Origin of the sequence: Paracoccus pantotrophus, assembly GCF_008824185.1 — a bacterium.
GTDB lineage: Bacteria > Pseudomonadota > Alphaproteobacteria > Rhodobacterales > Rhodobacteraceae > Paracoccus > Paracoccus pantotrophus.
Window position 1 is genome coordinate 1,040,898 of the sequence record NZ_CP044426.1, and the last position, 22,492, is coordinate 1,063,389.

General features: G+C 62.5%; 26 protein-coding genes and 1 tRNA gene. 4 read left to right on the forward strand and 23 right to left on the reverse strand.

Going from position 1 to position 22,492, the window contains the following annotated elements; genetic code table 11:
* Window positions 1-10: 10 nt before the first annotated feature.
* The 5 genes from dps to ESD82_RS15600 form a co-directional block, all read right to left on the reverse strand.
* A complete protein-coding gene (gene dps / locus ESD82_RS15580) occupies window positions 11-502 on the reverse strand; it encodes a DNA starvation/stationary phase protection protein Dps (RefSeq protein ID WP_256233597.1) in 492 nt (163 codons plus the stop codon).
* A gap of 127 nt (window positions 503-629) precedes the next feature.
* Window positions 630-863, reverse strand: a complete 234-nt coding sequence (locus tag ESD82_RS15585) for an acyl carrier protein (protein WP_011748063.1) — start codon at window positions 861-863, stop codon at window positions 630-632.
* Window positions 864-999: 136 nt separating this feature from the next.
* Window positions 1,000-1,737: a 3-oxoacyl-ACP reductase FabG gene (gene fabG / locus ESD82_RS15590; RefSeq protein ID WP_024844370.1), complete on the reverse strand. Its 738-nt coding sequence runs from the start codon at window positions 1,735-1,737 to the stop codon at window positions 1,000-1,002.
* A 63-nt stretch (window positions 1,738-1,800) separates the two neighbouring features.
* Window positions 1,801-2,727, reverse strand: a complete 927-nt coding sequence (fabD, locus tag ESD82_RS15595) for an ACP S-malonyltransferase (RefSeq protein ID WP_024844369.1) — start codon at window positions 2,725-2,727, stop codon at window positions 1,801-1,803.
* A 72-nt stretch (window positions 2,728-2,799) separates the two neighbouring features.
* The gene (locus ESD82_RS15600; protein ID WP_024844368.1) at window positions 2,800-4,137 is read right to left on the reverse strand and encodes an ATP-binding protein; all 1,338 of its coding nucleotides are present in this window, start codon (window positions 4,135-4,137) and stop codon (window positions 2,800-2,802) included.
* Window positions 4,138-4,195: 58 nt separating this feature from the next.
* On the opposite strand from ESD82_RS15600, the gene ESD82_RS15605 reads away from it, so the two are divergent.
* Together ESD82_RS15605 and ESD82_RS15610 are read left to right on the forward strand one after the other, a co-directional pair.
* Entirely contained in the window at window positions 4,196-5,062 is an 867-nt protein-coding gene (locus tag ESD82_RS15605; protein ID WP_147427961.1) for an MBL fold metallo-hydrolase, read from the forward strand.
* A gap of 103 nt (window positions 5,063-5,165) precedes the next feature.
* A tRNA-Asn gene (locus tag ESD82_RS15610) sits at window positions 5,166-5,240 on the forward strand.
* A gap of 78 nt (window positions 5,241-5,318) precedes the next feature.
* On the opposite strand, the gene ESD82_RS15615 is transcribed toward ESD82_RS15610, so the two are convergent.
* The 15 genes from ESD82_RS15615 to ESD82_RS15685 all read right to left on the reverse strand — a co-directional run bounded on the left by ESD82_RS15615 (window position 5,319) and on the right by ESD82_RS15685 (window position 15,772).
* Window positions 5,319-5,615, reverse strand: coding sequence for a hypothetical protein (locus ESD82_RS15615; RefSeq protein WP_147427960.1), 297 nt, complete (start codon window positions 5,613-5,615; stop codon window positions 5,319-5,321).
* A complete protein-coding gene (locus ESD82_RS15620) occupies window positions 5,615-6,688 on the reverse strand; it encodes a phage portal protein (RefSeq protein ID WP_147427959.1) in 1,074 nt (357 codons plus the stop codon). Before ESD82_RS15620 ends, ESD82_RS15615 begins: the two co-directional genes overlap by 1 nt.
* Window positions 6,681-7,193, reverse strand: a complete 513-nt coding sequence (locus tag ESD82_RS15625) for a hypothetical protein (RefSeq protein WP_147427958.1) — start codon at window positions 7,191-7,193, stop codon at window positions 6,681-6,683. The genes ESD82_RS15620 and ESD82_RS15625 overlap by 8 nt, the downstream gene beginning before the upstream one ends.
* The gene (locus ESD82_RS15630; protein ID WP_147427957.1) at window positions 7,193-7,795 is read right to left on the reverse strand and encodes an HK97 family phage prohead protease; all 603 of its coding nucleotides are present in this window, start codon (window positions 7,793-7,795) and stop codon (window positions 7,193-7,195) included. Before ESD82_RS15630 ends, ESD82_RS15625 begins: the two co-directional genes overlap by 1 nt.
* Window positions 7,795-9,018: a phage major capsid protein gene (locus ESD82_RS15635; RefSeq protein ID WP_147427956.1), complete on the reverse strand. Its 1,224-nt coding sequence runs from the start codon at window positions 9,016-9,018 to the stop codon at window positions 7,795-7,797. Before ESD82_RS15635 ends, ESD82_RS15630 begins: the two co-directional genes overlap by 1 nt.
* 39 nt (window positions 9,019-9,057) lie before the next feature.
* Window positions 9,058-9,447, reverse strand: a complete 390-nt coding sequence (locus tag ESD82_RS15640) for a hypothetical protein (protein ID WP_147427955.1) — start codon at window positions 9,445-9,447, stop codon at window positions 9,058-9,060.
* A complete protein-coding gene (locus tag ESD82_RS15645; RefSeq protein ID WP_147427954.1) occupies window positions 9,447-9,737 on the reverse strand; it encodes an HNH endonuclease in 291 nt (96 codons plus the stop codon). The genes ESD82_RS15640 and ESD82_RS15645 overlap by 1 nt, the downstream gene beginning before the upstream one ends.
* Entirely contained in the window at window positions 9,737-11,266 is a 1,530-nt protein-coding gene (locus tag ESD82_RS15650) for a terminase large subunit domain-containing protein (protein WP_208852080.1), read from the reverse strand. The genes ESD82_RS15645 and ESD82_RS15650 overlap by 1 nt, the downstream gene beginning before the upstream one ends.
* 164 nt (window positions 11,267-11,430) lie before the next feature.
* The gene (locus ESD82_RS15655; protein ID WP_147427953.1) at window positions 11,431-11,865 is read right to left on the reverse strand and encodes an HK97 gp10 family phage protein; all 435 of its coding nucleotides are present in this window, start codon (window positions 11,863-11,865) and stop codon (window positions 11,431-11,433) included.
* A gap of 101 nt (window positions 11,866-11,966) precedes the next feature.
* Window positions 11,967-12,260: a hypothetical protein gene (locus ESD82_RS15660; RefSeq protein WP_147427952.1), complete on the reverse strand. Its 294-nt coding sequence runs from the start codon at window positions 12,258-12,260 to the stop codon at window positions 11,967-11,969.
* Window positions 12,261-12,368: 108 nt separating this feature from the next.
* Window positions 12,369-13,568, reverse strand: a complete 1,200-nt coding sequence (locus ESD82_RS15665) for an AAA family ATPase (protein ID WP_147427951.1) — start codon at window positions 13,566-13,568, stop codon at window positions 12,369-12,371.
* On the reverse strand, window positions 13,565-14,044 hold the full coding sequence (locus tag ESD82_RS15670) for a hypothetical protein (RefSeq protein WP_147427950.1): 480 nt from the start codon (window positions 14,042-14,044) through the stop codon (window positions 13,565-13,567). The genes ESD82_RS15665 and ESD82_RS15670 overlap by 4 nt, the downstream gene beginning before the upstream one ends.
* A 99-nt stretch (window positions 14,045-14,143) precedes the next feature.
* Entirely contained in the window at window positions 14,144-14,323 is a 180-nt protein-coding gene (locus ESD82_RS15675; protein ID WP_147427949.1) for a hypothetical protein, read from the reverse strand.
* Window positions 14,323-14,550 carry a helix-turn-helix transcriptional regulator gene (locus ESD82_RS15680; protein ID WP_147427948.1) on the reverse strand — a complete coding sequence of 76 codons (228 nt, stop codon included), beginning with the start codon at window positions 14,548-14,550 and terminating at the stop codon, window positions 14,323-14,325. The genes ESD82_RS15675 and ESD82_RS15680 overlap by 1 nt, the downstream gene beginning before the upstream one ends.
* A 64-nt stretch (window positions 14,551-14,614) precedes the next feature.
* Window positions 14,615-15,772: a tyrosine-type recombinase/integrase gene (locus ESD82_RS15685; protein ID WP_147427947.1), complete on the reverse strand. Its 1,158-nt coding sequence runs from the start codon at window positions 15,770-15,772 to the stop codon at window positions 14,615-14,617.
* 790 nt (window positions 15,773-16,562) lie between these two features.
* Between ESD82_RS15685 and ESD82_RS15690 the strand changes: the two genes are divergently transcribed.
* Entirely contained in the window at window positions 16,563-17,999 is a 1,437-nt protein-coding gene (locus tag ESD82_RS15690; protein ID WP_231486722.1) for an alanine/glycine:cation symporter family protein, read from the forward strand.
* A gap of 118 nt (window positions 18,000-18,117) precedes the next feature.
* Here the strand turns inward: ESD82_RS15690 and ESD82_RS15695 are convergent, their stop codons facing one another.
* Together ESD82_RS15695 and ESD82_RS22000 are read right to left on the reverse strand one after the other, a co-directional pair.
* Window positions 18,118-19,617: an inorganic phosphate transporter gene (locus tag ESD82_RS15695; protein ID WP_147427946.1), complete on the reverse strand. Its 1,500-nt coding sequence runs from the start codon at window positions 19,615-19,617 to the stop codon at window positions 18,118-18,120.
* 212 nt (window positions 19,618-19,829) lie between these two features.
* Window positions 19,830-20,015 (reverse strand): hypothetical protein, encoded by a 186-nt coding sequence (locus ESD82_RS22000; RefSeq protein WP_208852081.1) that lies wholly within the window; start codon window positions 20,013-20,015, stop codon window positions 19,830-19,832.
* Between the two features lie 88 nt (window positions 20,016-20,103).
* On the opposite strand from ESD82_RS22000, the gene ESD82_RS21845 reads away from it, so the two are divergent.
* The gene (locus tag ESD82_RS21845; protein ID WP_167521754.1) at window positions 20,104-21,024 is read left to right on the forward strand and encodes a cupin domain-containing protein; all 921 of its coding nucleotides are present in this window, start codon (window positions 20,104-20,106) and stop codon (window positions 21,022-21,024) included.
* A gap of 479 nt (window positions 21,025-21,503) precedes the next feature.
* Here ESD82_RS21845 and ESD82_RS15710 read toward each other — a convergent pair.
* Window positions 21,504-22,446, reverse strand: a protein-coding gene (locus ESD82_RS15710) for an IS630 family transposase (RefSeq protein WP_147427944.1) whose coding sequence is annotated in 2 segments (ribosomal slippage) — window positions 21,504-22,115 and window positions 22,117-22,446 — 942 coding nt in all. Because the reading frame shifts where the segments join, the coding sequence is not laid out codon by codon here.
* Between the last annotated feature and the right edge of the window lie 46 nt (window positions 22,447-22,492).

Below are 22,492 nucleotides of genomic sequence, written 5' to 3' on the forward strand. Positions count from 1 at the left end.
TGCGGAAAGCCTATTCCAGATGGCTTTCCAGGAACCACAGATCCTTGTCCGCCGTACGCGAGGCGGCGGTGAACAGGTCGGCCGTATCGGCATCGCCGGCCTCGTCGGTCGCGTCTATGGCGGCGCGCACCTTCTCGCCATAGTCGCGCATCCGCTCGCAGACGGCCTTGATATGATCCTCGGCCTTGGTCAGGTCGGTGGGGTATTCCTTCAGCGTGCTGGCCTTGGCCACCTTCTCGACCGTGCCGACGGCCACTCCGTCCAGCACCTGCACGCGCTCGGCCATCATGTCCACATGCTCGTCCAGCCGCGCCTTCACGGTGTCGAACAGCTCATGCACCGCGATGAAGTTGCGGCCCTTGACGTTCCAGTGCGCCTGCTTGATCGCCGCCGACAGCGCCAGCGCATCGGCAAGGCGGGCATTCAGCTCGGCGATCGCGGTCTTGCGGGCATTGTCGCTCAACCCTTTGACATTCACGGCCATGAAACTCTCCTTCGTCAGGTTCGCCCTTGAAACGAAGGCAGCCGCGCGGCGGTTCCCCGCGACGCTGGGTCAAACCGCCGCAGCCAAGGAAAAGGGCGGCGCCTTCCACCGAAAGCACCGCCCCGAAAAGCTGCTCAGAGCTGGATCAGACCGCGCCCTGGATGAATTTCACCGCATCGCCAAAGGTCTGGATGGTCTCGGCGGCATCGTCCGGGATCTCGATGCCGAACTCTTCCTCGAAAGCCATGACCAGCTCGACGGTGTCCAGCGAATCGGCGCCGAGATCGTCGATGAACGAGGCGGTCTCGGTGACCTTCTCTTCATCGACACCCAGGTGCTCGACGACAATTTTCTTCACGCGATCAGCGATATCGCTCATGTCTCTTCCTCGTTTTCGCGGGCAATCCGCCCAGATGTTCCAGCGATTGCCGGTCAGAGCCCAGGGCGGTTCCCCTGCGGCCTTGTTTGCGGGATATAGCACGGGAACGTGATCTTGCAACCCGCATAAACCATCATCAGATCATCGCCATGCCGCCGTTGACATGCAGCGTGGCGCCGGTGACATAGCCCGCTTCGGGGCTGGCCAGATACAGCACCGCAGCGGCGATTTCCTGGGCCGAACCCATGCGCCCGGCGGGGATCTGCGCCAGGATCCGGCCCTTCTGCTCGTCGTTCAGCTTGTCGGTCATCGCCGTCTCGATGAAGCCCGGCGCGACGCAGTTCACCGTGATCCCGCGCGAGGCGACCTCATAGGCCAGGCTCTTCGACATGCCGACCAGCCCGGCCTTGGCAGCGGCGTAATTGCCCTGCCCCGGATTGCCGGTGGCGCCCACGATCGAGCCGATGTTCACGATCCGGCCCCAGCGCGCCTTCATCATGCCGCGCAGGACAGCCCGGCACAGCCGGAAGCTCGAGGTCAGGTTGACCTCCAGCACCTGTGCCCATTCCTCGTCGGACATGCGCATGAACAGGTTGTCGCGGGTGATCCCGGCATTGTTGACCAGGATGTCGACCGAACCCATGGCCTCGGCCGCCGCCTTGGGCAGCGCCTCGACCGCCGCCGCATCGGCCAGGTTCGCGGTCACGACATGCGCCCGCGCGCCCAGCTTCTCGGCCAGCTCGCGCAACGGCGCCTCGCGCGTGCCCGACAGCGCCACCGTGGCGCCGGCGGCATGGAGCGCCTCGGCCACGGCACCGCCGATCCCGCCCGAAGCGCCGGTCACCAGCGCATTCCTGCCTGTCAGATCAAACATCAAGCTCTTCTCCGTTTTCCAAATACCCCGGGGGAATCCCGCAGGGATGGGGGCAGAGCCCCCTCATGCCTTCAGCGCCGCGATATCCGCCGGAGCGCCTATGTTCCTGACCGCGGCATCCTTGGCGATGCGCTTGATCATGCCCGACAGCGCCTTGCCGGCGCCGATCTCCCAGAACTCGGTGACGCCGGCGCCCGCCAGGAATTCGACCGACTCGCGCCAGCGCACGGCGCCCGTCACCTGCTCGACCAGCAACCGCCGGATGGCGCCGGGCTCGGCCACCGGCTCGGCGCGGACATTGGCCACCAAGGGCACCGCCGGCGCGGCGATCTCGACCGCAGCCAGGGCCTCGGCCATCGCCGCCGCCGCCGGCTGCATCAACGCCGAATGGAACGGCGCCGAGACCGGCAGCATCAGCGCCCGCTTGGCGCCGCGCTCCTTGGCCAGCGTCGCGGCGCGCTCGACGGCAGCCTTGTGGCCCGAGATCACCACCTGCGCCGGGTCGTTGTCATTGGCGGCCTGGCAGACCTCGCCCTCGGCCGCGTCGCGCGCGATCTGGTCCACCGCGGCGAAATCCAGGCCCAGGATCGCCGCCATGGCGCCCTGGCCGACCGGCACCGCCTCCTGCATGGCCTGGCCGCGCAGGCGCAGAAGCCGCGCGGTATCGGCCAGGCTCAGGGCACCGGCCGCGCAAAGCGCCGAATATTCGCCCAGGGAATGGCCGGCGACGAAATCCGCGTCCCCGATGCCGAAGCCCTCGGCCTCCAGCGCCCGGAAGGCCGCGATCGAGGTCGCCATCAGCGCCGGCTGGGCGTTCCGCGTCAGGGTCAGCGTCTCGATGTCGCCGTTCCAGACCAGCTCGGACAGGCTCTCTCCCAACGCCTCGTCCACCTCGGCAAAGACCTCGCGCGCCGCCGGATAGGCCTCGGCCAGCTCGCGCCCCATGCCGACGACCTGCGCGCCCTGCCCCGGAAATACGAATGCCCGCATCGCGGAATCCCTTCTGTCTTATGTCCTTGCGACAGCCTTAGCCCGCGACGTCCCTTGCCGCAACCGCGCCGGTCAGCGCGGAATCACGATCTCGGCCCGCAGGCCGCCCAGCCGCTCGCCCCGGCCCAGCCGCAGCTGCCCGCCATGGGCGCGGGCGATGTCGGCGGCGATGGACAGGCCCAGCCCCACGCCCTGGCCGCGATTCTGGTTGCGGGCGGGATCGAGCCGGGTAAAGGGCTTCAGCGCCTCCTCGCGCCGCTCGGGCGGGATGCCGGGCCCGTCATCCTCGACCGAGATGCGGAAATAGCTCGGCCCCAGCGCCGCCTCGACCTCGGCACGCTCGCCATAGCGCACGGCATTGCCGATCAGGTTCTCGACGGCGCGGCGCAGGCTGTCGCGGCGAAAGGTGGCGCGGCCTGCCTCGTCGCCGGCCACCGAATGCAGGACAACCCGCTGCCCGCCGCGCTGCGCATCGGCGACGATGCCACGCACGAAATCCAGCGCCGGCACCGGCTGGGGCGGTGCGTCCTGCGCCGCGTCGCGGGCATGGTCCAGGAAGGCATCGACCATGGTGCCCATGGCCGCCACGTCGCTTTCCAGCGCCGCGATCTCCTCGGGCTCGGGCGGATAGTCGGGGCTCAGCATCGACAGGCCCAGCCGCAGCCGGGTCAGGGGCGTGCGCAGGTCGTGGCTCACGCCCGAGAGCATCTGCTTGCGCTGCTCGTTCTGGCGCTCGATGCGGGCGCGCATCTCCAGGAAGGCGGTGCCGGCGCTGCGGATCTCGCTGGCACCGGCGGGGCGATAGGGGATGATCCGCCCCTTGCCGTATTCCTCGGCCGCGCGCGCCAGCCGCTTGATCGGGCGCAGCTGGTTGCGCAGGAAGATCGTCGCGATGGCGGTCATCAGAAGCGAGGTGCCCACCATCAGCACCAGCAGCTGATGCGGGTTCGAGGCGCTGACCCGGCTGCGCGGAAAGACCAGCCGGTAATGCCCCCAGCGGCCCTGAAGCGTCACACGCACCTCGCGCCGGTGACTCAGGTCGACGGCGCGCACGGCGGGCACCTGCCGGTGCAGCTCGGCGATGACGATGCGCCCCGACAGGTCGTAGAAGGTCCGCCAGTCCGCGCCCGGTGGGGCGGGCAGGAGCAGCTTCAGCCCCAAAGGCCCCGCGACCTCGCCCGCCGAATCGCGCGCCGCCGCGATATCGGGGACCGCGTCGATGCGGGCCGCGACCAGCGCGACCTCATGCGCCATGCCGGCGGTCATCTGCCGGGTCACGTCCTCGAAATGGCGCTGCAGGAACATGATGGTGACGACGACGGTCACCACCACGACCGGCAGGAACAGGATCAGCGCCGCCCGTCCGTAAAGCCCGCGCGGCATGGTCCGTTTCAGCCAGTCGAAATTCATTGCCTCATGTCCCACCCGGCCCTTGGAATATGGGCCCTGCCATGGCTAGGTTATCGCCATGACAAGCGCCGAGAAAGCCCTGCGGATCATCACCGCCGACAATCCCTCGCCCTTTACCGGGCCGGGCACCAACACCTTCCTGCTGGGACGCGAGCGGATCGCCGTGATCGACCCCGGCCCGGACCTGGCCGCGCATCGCCTGGCGATCCTGGCCGCGGCCGGCTCCGGCCGCATCAGCCATATCTTCGTCACCCATGCGCATCTGGACCATTCCGGCGGCGCCCACGCCCTGGCCCAGGCGACCGGCGCGCCGGTCCTGGGCTTCGGCCCCGCCGAAGCCGGCCGCTCGGCGGTGATGGCGCGGCTGGCGCGCGAAGGCGCCATCGACGGCGGCGAGGGGCTGGACCGCGGCTTTGTCCCTGACATCGCCCTGGCCGACGGCGCGGTGGTCGAGACCGAGGAATGGCGCCTGACCGCGCTGCACACGCCCGGCCATTTCGCCGGCCACCTGGCCTTTCGCCAGGACGAGACGATCTTTTGCGGCGACGTGGTGATGGGCTGGTCCTCGACCATCATCTCGCCGCCGGACGGCGATCTGGCGGATTACTTCCGCTCGCTGGCGCGGCTTGATTCGGCGGGCGCGCGCCTGCTGCTGCCGGCGCATGGCGATGCGGTGCGCGATCCCGCCGCGCGCCTGGCCGAGCTTGCCGCGCATCGGCGCGAGCGCACGATGCAGATCCTTGCCGCGCTGCGCGACGGTCCCGCCACGGCCGAGGCGCTGGCGCGTCGAATCTACCGCATCCCGCCGGCAATGATTCCCGCGGCGACGCGCAACGTGCTGGCGCATCTGATCGCGCTGTCCGAGCTTGGCGCGGTCTCGACCCCTGGGCTGATCGGCTCGGATTCGGTGTTTGCCGCGCATTGACCCGGCCGGGCTTAGGCCGGCCGGGAATTTTTCGGATGGATGAAAAAAATCCGCAAACCCCTCTGGACGACCCCAAAGAGCGAGGCTATACACCGCCCCGTGTTCCGGCGTAGCTCAGCGGTAGAGCAGTTGACTGTTAATCAATTGGTCGTAGGTTCGATCCCTACCGCCGGAGCCAAATAAAACAAGGGCTTAGCTAGAAATAGCTGAGCCCTTCTTCGTTGCCGGGGCACAATGGGGGCACATTCCCGTTGCGCTAGGCGGCTCTTTCCCGCTGCCATTTCGAGTTGTAGCGCCTCACAGGCTCGGGGTTGTAGCCGCGCATATAGTCAGCCGCCCATTCGTGATAGGCTTCCGTCCTGTGCCGTTCACGCTCGCACCGCAGGCATATGGTGCTGGACGTATAACGCTCGGCAATGTGACCATACTTGCAGGGTTCGCCGGTAAAGTAGCGTTTCGCGCCTTGGCTGATCGCATGTGCCCGGCTGATCTGCGGCCCGTCATAGCAGGTCACGGGCGGATCACAGACGGCAACCTTATACTTCACGCCCATCAGAATGCCCCATCGTCGTTGCCCCAGTTCACAAGCCGCAGGGCAGCATCAGGATCAATGCCCGCCTCTTTCGCCTGTGCCAGCCCCTGCACCAGCGTTGCCATCGCGCGGGCACGGCCCGACACGTCATAAGCCTGCACAGGGCGCATCACGTCGATCTCAACTTTGCCGCCCAGCTTCTCGCTGGCTTCCTCGGCCATCAGCATCGCCATCGGCTGCAACGTCCAGCCTGCCAGATGCCGCTGCACCTCGCGCACCATCGGCCCCGTGGTCGCCGCATCAAAGCCACCCGGCAGGATACCGAACGCGGTCAGGACGCTATCACGCGCGGCCTTCCAGTTCTGGGTTGCCATGCTAGCTTCTAGGTTCGGGGTCAGCCCCTGCGGTCGCCAGTCGCCATTGGGGGCAACGCTACCCTGTGCCGCCACATTGACAGACTCACGCAGCAGGACGCGCCCACGACGCCCTTTGAAGCCCCGTGCCAGCGTTTCCAGATCGGTGCCGGTCGATTCCGGGAATGGGACCACAGACGAACCCAGCGGCGCGTTGGCATAGGTTTCCGATAGCGCGGTTTCCAGCACATGCAGCATCTCGGCAGTCAGCTTTGCGCGGCGCAGCGGGCTGGTGCCGGTCCAAGGTGCCGACGAATCCACGCCGATCTTGAAGTGCAGAACCTCAGACGCCAGCGCGGTCACGGAACGCCCGCCGCCCGCATCGGGGATCGTCAGCCGGTAAGCCTTGATCTTGCCGTTAGCCGTGCTGAAATCGTAATCCGAAACAGGCTGCAAGCCATTGTCCGAGATATACCACAAGGACTCGCCCCGTAGCGCCAAGGAACGCGCCGCCTGCGCCATGACAGCCCGGGTCAGTAGATCGGTGCCCTGAACGTCAGATGCCGCCAGAGCGCCCTCCCAGAGGCCCACAGCAGCTTGCACGGTTGCAGTCAGATCAGCCAGACCGGTTTGCCCGGCGATCCAGTTTTCCCGCAGAGCCATCACTTGGCCGGTAAAGCCGTCCTGCACGGAGCGGGTTTCAGGGGCAGGTTCAGCCTTGCGCTTGAACAGATTAAACATGCGAGATACCCGCCTTTCTATATTTGGTCAGCAGATCAGCAGCGCCGGAATTGGAAAGCGCGGTTGCATCCCTGCGCCGTGACCAGCTTTCGGAAATGTCGCCGCCGATGCTCACCGAATAACGGGAATAGCCGCGCATATCCTCGCTGGCATAATATGCAGCCATCCGGCGATAGGCTTCCTCAATACCCGGCGTTACGTCCAGCCCGCCAATGGTGCATTGCACGATATGCCGACCGGCAGTCAGGTGAACCTCGCCAAACTGGTTTACTGTGGCAACCTCGCCATCAACCAAGTCGATAACATACGGATTATACGGAGGACGCCAATCCACAGCGCAAGGGCAGTTAACTTCAAAGGCAACCACAGCAGTAGACCAGCGCGTCGCAACGTAGCTTTCCAGTTTTCCCCAGATCGCAGCAGGAATACTCCCGTCAACATCAGCAGGAGCATCGGGATAAGAAATGGATAGTTCATTCTCGGCCTCAATATAAAGACTGGTCATCAGCGCCACCTATATGCAGCGGGTTTAGCAGGAACGATCAGACCGCTATCCAATTGCCGCAGGTCCAGCGCGGTATTCGGATATGCAGGACGCGTCACAAGCGACAATTCAAACAGGATTGCGGCGAATATCCAGCGGATGAGCGCATTGCCGAGTGTCTGGTCTTCCTCGACAGTTTCTTCCGGCAGCGGCACCACTTCACGCGGCGCCACACGAAAGCCGGGCGAGATGCCGCCAATCAACCCCGCAGAGAATTGCGCGTTGAAGTCAGACCACCAAGTCGATTCCTGAATTTCCGGCGTGATAATAGCCTCGAACCCTAGCGCCTCGTCAGTGTCATTCAGTAGGAAAGTGCCAGCCTTTTTGCTGGCAAGCGGTTTCCCGAAGTCATGCCCGATCAGGAGGTGAATGTCGCGCTCAGGATCATCAACGGCATAGGAAAAGGCTTTCGGCGCGAACGCTTCTTTTCGCGGTTTCTTGCCGTTTCCGCCGCTGTGGATCGTGGCGAGGGATTTATACGGGAACCGACCGGATAGCCTCCGGGTGCCGTCGCCAGCAGCCCGGAGTTCCAGCCCGCCCGAATAAACGGACAGGCTTTCCATTATTCGACCGTCAGGATGCGGGTTTGCAGGCCGCGCGTCGCGGTGAAGTCCAACGTCACGATACCGGTCAGCACCAATTGCCCAGACGCCGCTTTCGTATACGGATCGCGAATCAGGTCAACGGCACCGTAAAGGCCAAGAACAGCCGGCGCCACGCCCTGAACTGTCGTGGTCAGGATCGCGGTATCTGCGGGGATTTGATTCGCCAGAACAGGCTTGATCCCGTGCGACGCCATCCGATCCAGTTCCGTGACGGCGGTTCCGCTGACGTAAGCACCATCAAGCCCCGCCCAGATCGCAGGCGGGAACGCGAGTCGAACCTGCGAAGCGTCGGTGATCGCGTTGGCCTCCATAAATTCAACGACTTCCGCGCGGAAGTTCGCCCACGTCGCCAGCGACGCAACATCCGTGCTGGCAATGCCATAGGTCGCCGCGCCGGGGATCAGGCCCAGCGGTTGACCTGTCGCGCCCGTGCCGTTGATAACCGCGTCATCCAGAGCCGCGGCAATTGCGGCAGACATATCGGCCCGAATTGCGTTCTCGATCCCGGCAGTCTGTTTCAGCGACTTGCGCGAAATCACCATCTGAGCGCCGAGATTGTGATCCGGCTTCAGGGTAATCTCGGTAGTCGCGGCAGTCTGGGGCGCACCAACGTCACCCAATTCCGTGCCAGCCCAGCCAGCAACAGCCCCGGCGGTAAGGAACGGATATTCGACCGCGCCGAACGGGATATTGACCGACTGAACGCCGATTTTAGACGCGACACTTTGCGGGAAGATACGCCCGACCAGATCGCGGGTTTGCTTCGGTTCATAAAGCCCAGCGGCAACGGTTTCGCCCGCGCGCTGTTCCAGAACTTCCAGCGGCACCGGAATACCTTGGAAACTTCCCTGCGACCGCAATTCCGCGACAACCTCGGCAGTGCGGCCCGACAGTTGCGCGCCGTGGTCCAGCGCCTCAGCAACCTGCCGCGCTTCAAAACCGGCGATCAGGTCGCCCCATTCCTTGCCTTCGCGCTTTTCGAGTTCCGCCCCGGCTTCGCGACGCTCGGCATCTTCGGAAATCAGCGCAGCACGATACCGGATTTCGTTATCCTGATAACGTTTATCGAGTTCGTTCATTTGACGAATTTCGGTTTCGTCAGGTTGATCTTTACCCGACAGTTCAGCGAGTTTCTGGCGCAGTTCACTCTGCTCACGCTGAATCTTAGTGCTATTAAGCATTACTTCATCCTTTTACCACCAATTGGTAACAGGATAATATCAAACCCAGTCTAATCCTGCGAATAGGGCCGAATCCTCTTCAGCAGCCTCAAGCGCGATCATTCCCGTATGGGTCATATTCAGAATGTTGTCGGTATTCGTGATAAAACCTTGCCGCAAACAGCTATTCACAACGGCAACAGCATTCACGACAGCGCGGAAACCAAAAAACTGCCGCATCTCATCCTTTTCATAAGGTAGATGCCCGCCATTATCAGCAATTCGCGACAATAGCTTTTGTTCCGGCTTTTGCATGATAACATCGCTGTCCTGCCACGTCGGGATAATCATTCCGCGATCATACAGCACTTGCCGATCAGCCTTTACCTGCGCAATCAACGCCTCGCGCAGTTCGTCCTCGCGCCCGATCCATTTATCGAAACCATCCATTACATGCCACCCCGTAGCAAGCGCGACCATTTCTGCTTTTCAGGATCAATCTTGCCGCCAAAGACTTCCGCCCGGGTCTTGGTCGAGTGGCACCGCTTGCAGAGCATCTGTAAATTAGCCGGGTCATATTCTGCACCGCCATTCCGCACAGGCTGGATATGGTCGCATTCCAGAATCCCGGCAGCACCGCATTGAACGCATTTGTAATTGTCGCGCCGCAGGATTTCCCGCCGTAGCCTGCGCCAACGGGCCGTCTGGGTCACATGCCGGGAATGCCGATGCCACGTCATCAGTTAGCCCATGCAATACGGGCAGGGCCGCGTTTAACAGCAGCGCGGCGCTGTCCTTCAGCAACCGCGACCACAAGCGCACTGGCGGCATCAATACGGCCAAGGCTGCGTTTCTTGGTCAGCTTCTCATTGCCGCTATCATCAATGACCACGATAGCCTCAGACATGGCCGACCGTAGCAGCAGGCTGGGCAACGTCCTGACCTTCCCATCGAACAGGGCCGAACGGAACCGTTCAACATCCTCGCCGCCGTCCTTGAATCCGTTTCCGCGTGGCACGAACGGCATTCGCATCCCGGCAGCCTGCATCGCTTCCCGAAATTCAGCCTCACGGAACCTGTCGCCCACGATGCAGGCGATAGGATAGCCGTCCGCTACATCCAGCATACGCCGCAGCCAGTCAGCAGGCGGAACGATCAGATCGCCAAGCGTCCACAGTTCGCCCCGGTCAGCCATATCCACATACCTACGCCCGACGCCATCAGCCGCGCCCCTATCGGCAAGGCTGGGGTTGCTAGGGAACGCCCCCCACACCTCGGCACGGCCCGTCTGCGGCCAATACAGCGCCCCTGCCGTCTGGCTACGGGAACCGCCCAAGTCCGCACCAAAGATGCAAATACCTTCACGCGGCGGCAGGGTTGCAACCTCGGCAGCAAGCCATTCGTCTGTCGTGACCAGAACAGAACCTGTTTCCACGTTCACGCGCTGATTCAGGTTCAGGTTGCGATAGGACGCCAGCGCCGAACCGCCCCTTGCAATCGCCCGCGCAGCCTGTGCCTTGAGCCAGTCAATCGTTGAGCCGATACCCTCAACAGCGCCGGGGTTCGCGATCTTGATAGCGTCCACATCATCAGGGGCGCAGCCTTCCTCTGGCCTATGCTCCTGCACATATGTTCCCGGCGGGGGCTGATCGAGCCAGCGGGAAAAAGCGTTGGCATCATCCGGCGCACTGGTCGAGATGATGAACGCCCGGCCATCACGCTTCCCCAGGCCCGAAAGAATGGCGTTCTCAAGTTCCTGGCCCTTGTCGGGATTCCACGATGCACGCTCGTCCAGAATTGCCATTGTAGGGGCACCGCCGAGGATAGACTTACCATCGGCAGGGATCACACGAACAATGCCCCCGCCTGAACCGTGGTATTCCGCCTCAAGCCGTTGCCCGCGCCGAATGTCGAACAGTTCCCGTTCCTCATCAGGCAGGCCCTCAATGAAGCCTAGAACGAAATTGAAAGCTACCTTCCCTTGATCCCGATTTCTCGCTACGAGTAATACTTCTCGCTTCGGCTGCGGATCGTCATGCAACGCGCCCATGACCTCAGCCAGCGCCAACCCCGCGCACAGAGCAGTTTTTCCGTTGCCGCGCCCGATACTAAGGCACGCCACCATCACGTCAGGTTTCAGCGCACCATTAAGGAATTGCCTTTGATACTTAGCGAGTTTAACCTTATTCCCGGCCAGCTTACCCTCGGGAATATGAAGGTTCTCAAAGAAGCGAATTGCTAAAGAGGCTTGTTTCGTTGGTCTAGCCATCTATCTATACATTCAGAATTGGGAATGTGAACAGGACAGGCCCCCCGCGTGTCGCGCGCCCCAAAGGTTGCCAACGGTGGCCCCGCTGCCAATCACGCCGCAGAGCCGCACAGTTGCCCCGCTGGCTGGCATCTTGCTGCGCCCATGACCCACGACGCCACACATCACCGAACCGCCCTGTTGCGCTTCTGTGCAGCCCTACGCACAAGGCCCTTCCACTTGCTCATCGTGGCAGTAACGGCATGAGTGCCGGGGATGTTCTTATGCGTTCCGTCGCTTGACGTGCTGATGTAACCAAACTCACGACGCGCGGCATATGCAGCCCTGACACCCAACGCGATCTTGTCGCCCAATTCCACATTACCCAGCACGGCCTCATCATTGGGCCGGGGATCAGGGAATTGCTCATCATTCGCGCCCTTGGTGATGTTCCGATCAGGCGACAGCACTACACTATTGGCTAGGTTGCCAGTATCACGCGGCACAGCTTGGCGAACCTCTTCAGCCAACGTGCGGGTGGCGTCCTTGAAGATGTCTAGGCTGTCAGCCTTAGCCCGCTCGATCCACTGTTGAACAGCCTTTTCGAAATCCCCAGCCATGTGCATCTCCTTAACTACGGACCAGTATACCAAAGGCACGGCATGGCTGCGATTAGGGCGGGATGGAAAACCCCGCACTAGGCGGGGTCTCTATGGATCGATTATCTGGGTATCCACTGTTTCCATTCATACGGCCACGCGGCATAACGAACGTGATACGCGCCTCTCACTTGGTCGGCATCAGTCCAAACCACAACTAGACTTTCACCGTCGTCAATGATGATGTCATACTTCTTTGGCGCAAGTTCGCTTTCCACGAATATTTCGCCAGTGATTCTTTGGGTATTATGGTCAATGATTTTCTCGCGTATATTTTCCGGGAAACCACCGCCCACAATCGTAACTTCGTAGTCCTCTGCACTGTCGCCAGTCAGTCGTTTAAACTTCATCTTCATTTCTTCCCTCAATAAAATTCTGGGATAGCGTGACAGCGTGACACCCCTATAGGGGTGTGTCACGTCACGTCACGCCTATTTCCGGTTTCTTGTCACGTCACGTCACGGTCACGTCACGCTTGTCACGCCCGGAAGCGTCAGGATGTAGGGCGCTTCCATCTGGTTTAGCAGACCTGCCGCAATAAGTTGCTTTTTTGCGCGTCCCCAAGCCTGCCGGTTAGCTTCTGGGCTGCCGCCCTTCAACCTATTGAACTCATCCCGCCATGGCGCTTCCTCCATGCCTTCGGGTCCGCAAAACTCTTGCACAGCGGCCCACGCGTCCATGGCTAGCTGCCCATCCACTTTAACCGCTATACCTGCGGGCTTGGTCTTTTTAGGCGTTCCCGCATGCACAGGGACCAGCGATGCCCCTACAGTGACTAATTCAAACGCCATCGCATCGGGTTCGGCTGCATCCTTCATGGCCGTGCAGTCCAGATTGATATTCCCATTTGCAGCCCGCGTTACCCGATGCTCTGCATCCACTGATGCAAGCAGGTTGATTGACCCCATGGCGCGATCCTCATTCCCATGTCCGCTATGGTGAACAATCACGATAGCGGTGTCAGGGAAGAACTCGCGTATACGGTCACAGCCTGCAACAAAGGCCTGCATATCTTTCTGGGTGTTTTCATCCCCGTGGAAGTTGCGCTTCAACGTGTCGATCACGATCATTGCAGGCGCACCACCCGCAGCTTGCCTGATGACTGGAATGATATTGGCAACGCCGTTAGGGTTGATCATGGTCGGGCCGCTAGATAGCAGCACGTTTTCCATGGGGTCAGCGCCGTTATGTTCAGCCCACGCCGCAAACCGTGCGCGAATACCATAGCGGCCTTCGCCTGCGATATAGACAACCTTGCCGGGCTTTACGGGGTGCCCGTGGTAGGGCGTTCCGGTTGCGATGCAGCAAGCCATGTCGATAGCCACGAATGATTTCCCGGATTTCGGCTTGCCAAAGATTACCGACATGCCATGCTGCGGGATAATATCTCCCACAGCCCATTGAATAGGCGTATCGTCAATTTCCGATAGCGGCGTCAGACTCCACGTGTTGTTATTGGCGTTTACAACCACAGGGCCGCTTAGCGGCACGGCAGGCTCTTCTTGTTTGCGAATCTTATCGCGCAACTGAACAACCTCAGCCAAAGGCTTGTCGCTGGCCAGCACGTCACGCAGATCAACCCGCACAGCTTTGCGGAATGCATCCCCAAAGGCTTCAACGGCGCTATCGGTTTCTGCTCGGCTCATGGTAATTACGCGGCTCAATGGACCACCTCCCACTCAATATTACTGTTGTAAAGGGTTACGTCTGGCAAAAATAAGTTTTTGATGGATTCCCATTGCAGAAGATCAGCCATCAAAAGCCAAAGGCGGGCAATATGTGCCCGCTTGCGTAAAAACTTTCCTTGCCTGCTCTTGATGCTTTGCGCGATCTCGTCAGCTTCCTGCTGGCAGTCATTCGCATCGCAGCCCTCAATGGTCAGGTTCCCCTCGCCATCCAAGGCGATCTCTCGCAGCAGGTGGGCCGCCTGATTGTAAACCTCCACCTCATCGCGAATATGGCCGGGGTGAATCGCTTTCCGGCTGACTATTGCCTCAGCCACTTCATCAATCGCGGGATGATAGAAGAAAGCCCCCGTTGGCGGATGGGCACCTAATGTCTCAATGAACTTTCGGTATGTTTCGTTCCACGCGGTCACCCGCCGCCTTGCATTATCCGCCAGAGCGTCTATATTACTCATATGTGATCCCTATCACTTTATGGGGCTTCCCAACCCCGTTGCGATCCTACAAAAACTAAGGCCGGGCAGCTTGAGGGAGCGCCCGGTCTTCTCTTTTTATCAACCCATTGCTTTCAAGTTCATGCGCTTGCCTGCGGGCTTCTCTGGCGCAACCAGCTTTTCAATTTCAGAAGCAGCAGTCCGAATCTGGGCAACGTGATATCCATTTTCATCGCCTTTGATGTGAATGCACTGATTGCGGATATCTTGCAGCAGTTTCTCGATCTTCTTGATATCCATCACGCCGCACCTCGCGCCTGTGCGAAGTAATCCGCAATCACGCTTTCCGGCCAGAAGTGCTTGCCACCCACAGCCGCAGGCTTCGGAAACTTCATCGCCTCATCCTTCAACCAGCGATAAATTGTGACCCGGCCCACCCCGATGCGCTTGCACAGTTCAGCCGTCCCAATGTGTCTTTCCAGCATGTCAACCCCATCTTTGCCCTTGACAAGCAGAATATAGCGCATGAATACAAAAGAATCAAGTAGGCCCCTTGACAGCTGTATTTATGTGTTATAAGAGTAACTCCCCTCACGATTCGGCCAGCGTTTGCAGGTGATTCGCCCATGCCTCTAGTGCGGCGCGTTTCTCGGCAGCGTAATCGTGGCGGTTGTAGACGCGCCTGATGGTCGGTTGCCCGCTGATGTGGTTCGTTATCCGGTCGATCAGGCTTTCCGCCACGCCAAGACGCGCCAAGCCGGTCTCAACCGTTCTGCGCAGGTCATGTGGCCGCCAGCGTTCAATTTCTGTCCCGGCCAGTTCAATCATCGCGGAAAGGGCGTCGTTCGCCTTATCGTTCAGGTTGGTGATCGGGCTGGTGCCGTTGGTCGTGAAGATAAGCCCGGCGTCGCCCATGATGGGAATTGCTTCCAATTCGTCCAGCGCCGCCTGTGTAAGCGGCACGTCATGGGCAAGTCCGTTTTTAGAACGCGCGGCAGGAAGGTGCCACATATCCCCGACTATCTCCGCTCTGGTCATACCCACAACCTCACCATGCCGCTGCCCGGTCAGCAGCAGGAGCCGCAGTGCCTGCCGGTAAGGGGCAGCCATGATTTCGGTCGCCTGCAAGAACAATGAGATTTCAGCATCGGTCAGGAACCTGTCGCGGGATTCCTCTTTCGTGGGCATCTTCATGCGGTCTGTCGGAGCTTGGTTGATATAGCCATGTTCTGCGCACCAGTTGAAGAACTTGCGCACATGGGCAAATGTCCTGTTAGCCGTAACCTCTCGACCACTGGCGACGATATTGAGTAACAGGCGGGAAACATCGCGCTTGGTGATGTCCCGCACGGGGCGGTGCCCCCATTCCTTCACGATAGAACGTTGCAGGAAGCCAAGGGCGTTCTTGCCGCTTTTCAACGTGGATAGATGGAAGCGGTCAAACTCATCGACCACGGATGCCACCGTGTCCGTTTTGGCCTGTTCCTTATCCCCCTGCGGGTCTTTCCCGTCCTGCACATCAGCCATGACGTTGCGGGCTGTGGTGCGAGCCTCTGCAAGCGGCATATGGGGATACTGGCCAAGTGTCATGCGGCGCATCTTCCCGCCCGTCCGATAGCGCACCGCCCATGACTTCCGCCCTGTCGGCTGCACAATAAGTTGCAAGCCCGGCGTTAAATCGTCGCTGATCTGTTGCCGCTCATCTGTCGGCTTGATTGCCGCAACGCCCCTGTCTGTCAAACGTGCCATTGAAACCCCCTTTAGCTGTGCCCCCAAAGATATGGGGGCACACTTGGGGGCACAAGATGCAGATTTAGAATGAAGCAGGTTGAAACTGAATATCTATCTAATTTGTTGTTTTTACTATTATTTTGCGATACATCTGCATACGGGTGAAACTATGTGGAATCGCATCGCAGTTGACTGTTAATCAATTGGTCGTAGGTTCGATCCCTACCGCCGGAGCCAAAAATCCTTAGATTTCAGCTACATGCGGCACCGCCCTAGGCGGTCCGTCCGACCGTCCGAATGCGTCCGCGTCGGACGGTCTTGCGATGTTTCATTCCCGGCCCCCACAGCCCGTGGCCAGGCGGGCCGGCGTGACCATCCCCGTGCTGCCTGCGCCGGTGGTTCGTGATGCTTGCCCCCCCGACGCCCTCCGACGCCCCCGGCCGCGGTATCCGGCATCCGCCGCGCTTGGCAAGCCGAAGGGAGACCACCAAGGCCCTCGCCCCGCCCCAGGCCTTGCTTGCCACCGGACCATGCCATGCGCCGGGTTTCCTTCGGCAATGTCTTCGAAGCGCGCCCTCCCGCGCCCTGCCATCCCCGACCGGCACGCGCGGGGGCTTTCGCCTCGGCCCTCGGGCGGAGTGCCAGTTCCGCGGGATGTATCCTCTTGCGCGGGCCTCCGCTCGGGGTCGCCTGCCGCGGACCGTCTTGCGGTCGCCGGGCTTGACATTTCGCGCCCGGCCCCGCCGTTTGCGGGCCATTGCAACAACAAGAGACGGGATTGATGGGACTCGAACGGATAGAAGAAGTCTTGGGAAGGATCGGCGGGATCGTCTGGGGGCCGTATCTGCTTATCCCCCTGCTGCTGGGCACCGGGCTTTACCTGACGATCCGCCTGCGGGGCATCCAGCTTGTCCGGCTGGGCGCAGCCCTGCGCCTGGGCTTGCTGAAGCGCAAGGATGACGACGCCGAAGGCGACATCTCGCAATTCCAGGCGCTGACCACCGCCATGGCCGCCACCGTCGGCACCGGCAATATCGTCGGCGTGGCGACGGCCATCGCCGCCGGTGGACCCGGCGCGCTGTTCTGGATGTGGGTCACGGCGATCCTGGGCATGGCCTCGAAATATGCCGAGGCCTTCCTGGGCGTGCGCTTCCGCACCACCGACGAGGTCGGCGAGAAGAACGGCGGCCCGCAATACTACCTCGAGCGCGGCATCCCGAACGGCTTCGGCAGGGCTCTGGCGCTGTGCTTTGCCATCTTTGCCGTCTGCGCCTGTTTCGGCATCGGCAACATGACCCAAGGCAATTCGATCGCCTCGAACCTCGAGCGCAGCTTCCTGATCCCGACCTGGATCACCGGCATCGTGCTGGCCGGCCTGACGCTGGTGGTGCTGGTCGGCGGCATCAAGTCCATCGGCCGCGTGACCGCCGGTCTGGTGCCGGCGATGATCCTGTTCTACGTGCTGGGCGCGCTCTACATCCTGCTGGTCAACATCCAGGCGCTGCCCGCCGCCCTGGCCGAGATCTTTTCGCAGGCCTTCACCGGCACGGCCGCGACCGGCGGCTTCCTGGGCTCGACGATCATGATCGCGGTGCAGTTCGGCGTCGCGCGCGGCATCTTCTCGAACGAATCCGGCATGGGCTCGGCCGCCATCGCCGCGGCTTCGGCGCAGACCACGCATCCGGTGCGGCAGGGGCTGGTATCGATGACCCAGACCTTCATCGACACGATCATCGTGGTGTCCTGCACCGGGCTCGTCATCATCACCACCGGCGTCTGGAAGCAGGTCGATCCGCAGACCGGGTCGCAGATCTCGGCCTCGATCATGACGGCAGAGGCCTTCAGCCACGGGTTGCCGGGGCAATGGGGGCACTGGATCGTCACCGTCGGGCTGGTGCTGTTCGCCTATTCGACCATCCTGGGCTGGGCCTATTACGGCGAGCGCAACCTGGAACGGCTGGTCGGCCATCGCGGCGTCCTGCCCTTCCGCATCCTGTTCTCGCTGGTTGTGCTGCTGGGCTGCACGGTGCAGCTGGGCGTGGTCTGGAACTTCTCGGACGTGATGAACGGGCTCATGGCGATTCCGAACCTGATCGGCCTGCTGATCCTGTCGGGCCTGATCGCGCGCGAGACCCGGTTCTACCTGCGCCACGATCCCCGGCTGGAGGCCAACCGCCAGCAGATCGAGGCTTTCATGAAGGGCCAGCCCAGCTGGGAGGAATGGAAGGCAAGCGAGCGGTCCTGACGCATCGCCGGGCCGAAACCCGGGGCCGACCGGACCGCCGGCCGGCCCTGCGCGGACCGCCTTTCCCTGCGCTGCCCCTTTCTGTTCTTCTGCTGATTGGTCTTTGTTGTCGGGGGTATCAGGCTGCGATCTGGCGCAGGACGAGGAAGAGGATGGCCGAGAGCATTGCCGCGGCGGGGACGGTGACGACCCAGGCGGCGGCGATGGTCAGCACGTGCAGCCGGCGCACCAGCTTGCGGCGCCGGCGCTCGTCGGGGGGCAGATCGGCGGCGGGCAGGTCGGCGGGCCGGGGAACGGCCATGCGGGCCTGCCTCAGCCGCCGCTCGGCATCCCATTCGCGGAAAAAGCCCACGCCGAAGATCGCGCCCACCGCGATATGGGTCGAGCTGACCGGCAGCCCCAGCGCGCTGGCCAGGATGACCGTGATCGCCGCCGACAGCGCCACGCAATAGGCCCGCATCGGGTTGAGCCGGGTGATCTCGCTGCCGACCATGCGGATCAGCCTGGGCCCGAACAGGCTCAGCCCGAAGCTGATCCCGAAGGCGCCGATCAGCATCACCCACAGCGGAATGGTCACCTCGCCGCTGAAATCGCCGGTCTGCACCGCCTGCACGATGGCCGCCAGCGGGCCGACCGCATTGGCCACGTCATTGGCGCCATGCGCAAAGCTCAGCAGCGCCGCCGAGGCGACCAGCGGGATGCCGAACAGCACCTTCAGCGACTTGTTGCGGTTCTCCAGCCCCGCGGACTGCCGCCGCGTCACCGGGATCATCGCCAGCCAGCAGCCCAGCCCCACCAGAAGGCCCAGAAGCAGCGCCGCCCCCATCGAGATATCGACCAGCTGCCTGAGCCCCTTCATCACCAGATAGGCGGCAAAGGTGCCCGCCATGATGCCGACCAGAACCGGCACCCAGATCCGGGCCGCCGCGATCTTGTCCTCGCGATAGATGATGCGGCTCTTGATGAACCACAGAAAGCCCGCCGCCACCACGCCGCCCAGCAGCGGCGAGACCACCCAGCTGGCCGCGATCGCCGCCATCTGCTCCCAGCTGACCGCGCCGAGGCCGGCCCCGGCCATGCCCGCGCCCATGACCCCGCCCACCACGGCATGCGTGGTCGAGACCGGCGCCCCGATCCAGGTCGCCAGGTTCACCCACAGCGCCGAGGCCAGCAGCGCCGCCATCATCGCCCAGACGAAGGTCGCGGACGTGTCCAGCGCCTCGGGCGCGACGATGCCCTTGGCCACGGTCGAGACCACGTCGGCCCCGGCGATCAGCGCGCCGGCGCTTTCGAAGACCGCCGCGATCACGATGGCCCCGCCCATGCTGAGCGCATTGGCCCCCACCGCCGGGCCCATGTTGTTGGCCACGTCATTGGCGCCGATATTGAGCGCCATATAGGCGCCGAACACCGCCGCCGTGACCACGATCAGCGTCTCGCCGCTCTGCCCCAGCAGCACCGCCGCGGCCAGCCCGGCCAGGATGACGAAGACCAGGCCGATCCCCGGCGCCACCAGCGGCCGGGCGATATAGGCCGTGGCCGCCTCGATATGCGCGAAGCGGCCGAGATCGCGGTCCAGCGTCTCCAGGTGCCGCGGCTCGAAATCCTTGTCAGACATGTTCCGCCTTTCTGCTCCGGCCGGGTGCTAGGCGGGAATCGGCCCCATATCAAGACGGCGCCGGCACCGGAAGAACAGATCCGCCCGCCACCGCCGCCAGCCAGGCCCGCGAAAACCGCCCCGCAAAAAACCGGGAGCCGGGGGCCGAGACGTCGCGGGAGCGGCAAGGCCGGAGAGCAGGCGGTCCGAAAGCCATTGGAATTGCCCAGCCTTCAGACACGGGCTAGTCTTTCCGGACAGGCGTCAACCGCATCCATTCCGCCCGAACCGGAGAATCCAAGGTGACGACAGTTATCGGCTTTCTGAACACGATCTTCTGGGGATATGTCCTGATCTACGGCCTGCTGGCCGTCGGGATCTATTTCACCATCCGGCTGCGCTTTCAGCAGATCCTGCACCCTGTCGATCCGACGATTCCTGCGCCCCGTCAGCTACCAGAACTTCCCGGTGGCGCTGGTGCCCGGCGATCTGGCCGAGGGCTGAACGATGCCCCTGCCCGTAAGCCGCCGCGCCTTCTGCGCGCATCACTACCGCGACGATCCCGACCTGGTCGAGCGGGGCGGCAGCCGCACATGGATCACCCGCGGCGTGAACCTGGTGATCGCCGTCACCGAGGCGCAGCCGGGCGCGGTGCTGGCGCGGCAGGGACAGCCCGACGAATACATGGCCCTTCTGCCCGACGGAACCGAGGCTCTCCTCACAGCCGGCAAGCAGCACATCCCCTGCGCAGACGAAATCCTTGCCATCATGCCGCCCGCCGCATCAGCCATCCATCTGCCCAAGGGCGGGCGCATCGTCCGCTTCTTCACCTCGCGCGCCACGGATCTGGCGGCGCTGGCGGTGAACGCGGGGGATTATGCCGGCCGGCCCGACAGCGACGTGGCTCCGCTTTGCGACTGGCCTGCCCCGCCCGACGGGTTCCGCATTCGGGTCTATGATCTTGCACGCCATCTCACGGCCGATGGTCCACGCATCCAGCCAAGGGTGTTTCGCCGCACCAACCTGATGGTGAACGTCTTCGCACCCTGGCACGACCGGCGCGATCCCGCCTCGCTCAGCCCACATTGGCATGAGGATTTCGAGCAGGCGTCGCTGGGGCTACAGGGACATTTCATCCACCACATCCGCTATCCTTGGGGCAGCGACTCGACACGCTGGCAAGCGGACGAGCATATCGCCTGCACCAGCCCCTCGGTCGCGATCATCCCACCCCCCGCCATCCATACGACGCAGGATGTGGGCGAGGGCACGGCTCGGCTGGTCGATATCTTCGCTCCGCCCCGTGCCGATTTCGCCCTGCGGCCAAGCTTCGTCCTGAACGAGGCCGACTATCTCGTGCCGGAAGGCCTGGAAGCTGCCGCCAAAAGGTCGGGCGGCGCGATGTCAGCATGGCAGACGGGCACATAGCCCACTCTCGATACGCCTCCTGTCGCGGGCAGGATGGCATAACCCCGAGCGAGGTGATCAAGTGATGCCCGCCCTCGGCACGACTTGCTCAACCGCGCGACGATCATGCGCAATGTCGGGGCCCTCTGCATCATCAGAGGCACCTATCCGGAGTGATCCGCGAGCGTTCCAATATCCGGCAGATCGTGCTGCCCGAAAGGCGGTGGCAGAACTGTTCCGCCCGACAGTTACACGCAGCGATTCCTCGCGGCCCGCAACTGCATTAGTGAGCATTGGAAAGGCAACGATAGAACAGTCCGCTCGCAACCGGGGTAGAGGCGTTAACCTTTGGCTCGTCCTGCCCAATATGGAGAAGCGCTGGCCAAAATTCACCTAATATACTGTTATATATTGATTATCAGCGAATTATGACAGCGGTGGTTGCGGGGGCACGCAACTACCGATGCCGACATTCCTTGGCAGTAGAAATCTAGAGCGTTTCAGGTTTTGACGGAAGCGTATCCTGCGCTTTCGAGATAATTGCTGCATTCGGTTGGTTGGATTGTCGAGACGAGATGTCCGACGTGGCGCCAGGTATCCTCGATGGTGCGCTTCTGGGCGGCTCGCATCCAGTGCTTGATCTTGGCGAAGGCCTGCTCGATGGGATTGAGATCGGGCGAGTAGGGCGGCAGATACCAGAGCCTGGCACCGGCTGCCCGGATCCTCTGTTTGATGGCGGCCGATTTGTGGGAGCCGAGATTGTCCATGACGACGATGTCGCCGGGTTCGAGCACGGGGACAAGCTGTTGCTCGACATAGGCGCGGAAGCACTGGCCGTTGATCGGCCCGTCGAACACGCAAGGTGCCGTGAGCCTGTCGCAGCGCAGCGCGCCGAGGAAGGTCCGGGTGCGCCAGTGGCCGTGCGGGGAGAAGCCGCGCAGGCGCTTGCCCTTCTGCCCCCAGCCACGCAGGGGGGCCATGTTGGTCTTGATCCACGTCTCATCGATGAACACCAGCCGCCGTGGATCGAGATCGGCCTGAAAGGACCGCCAGCGCCGTCGCCGCCGCGCGATGTCGGCGCGGGCCTGCTCAAGGGCGAACAGCGTTTTTTTTGAACCGGAGCCCCTCGCGGCGCAGGAACTTCCACACCGTGTCGTGCGATACCTTCACCCCGCGCGCCGCCAGTTCATCCTTCAAGCCATGCAGCGTCAGATGCGATGTCTGGTTGATGCGCTGCACGATGAACGCCCGGTGTGGCTCCAGTACGCGCTTGCGACGCCCACCCATCTTGCCTGGCGCAACCGAACCGGTCGCCCGGTAGCGCTGGTGCCACTTCACCGCCGAGGAAACGGCAAAGCGGGTCGCAGCCGACCGGCAGCTCTCGTCGGCCTCGATCGCACCGACCACGCGCTCACGAAGATCATTGGATAGAGGTGCTGTCAAAAGATGCCGGCCTCCTTCCCAGCAAGCATCTTGATGATGTGGACGC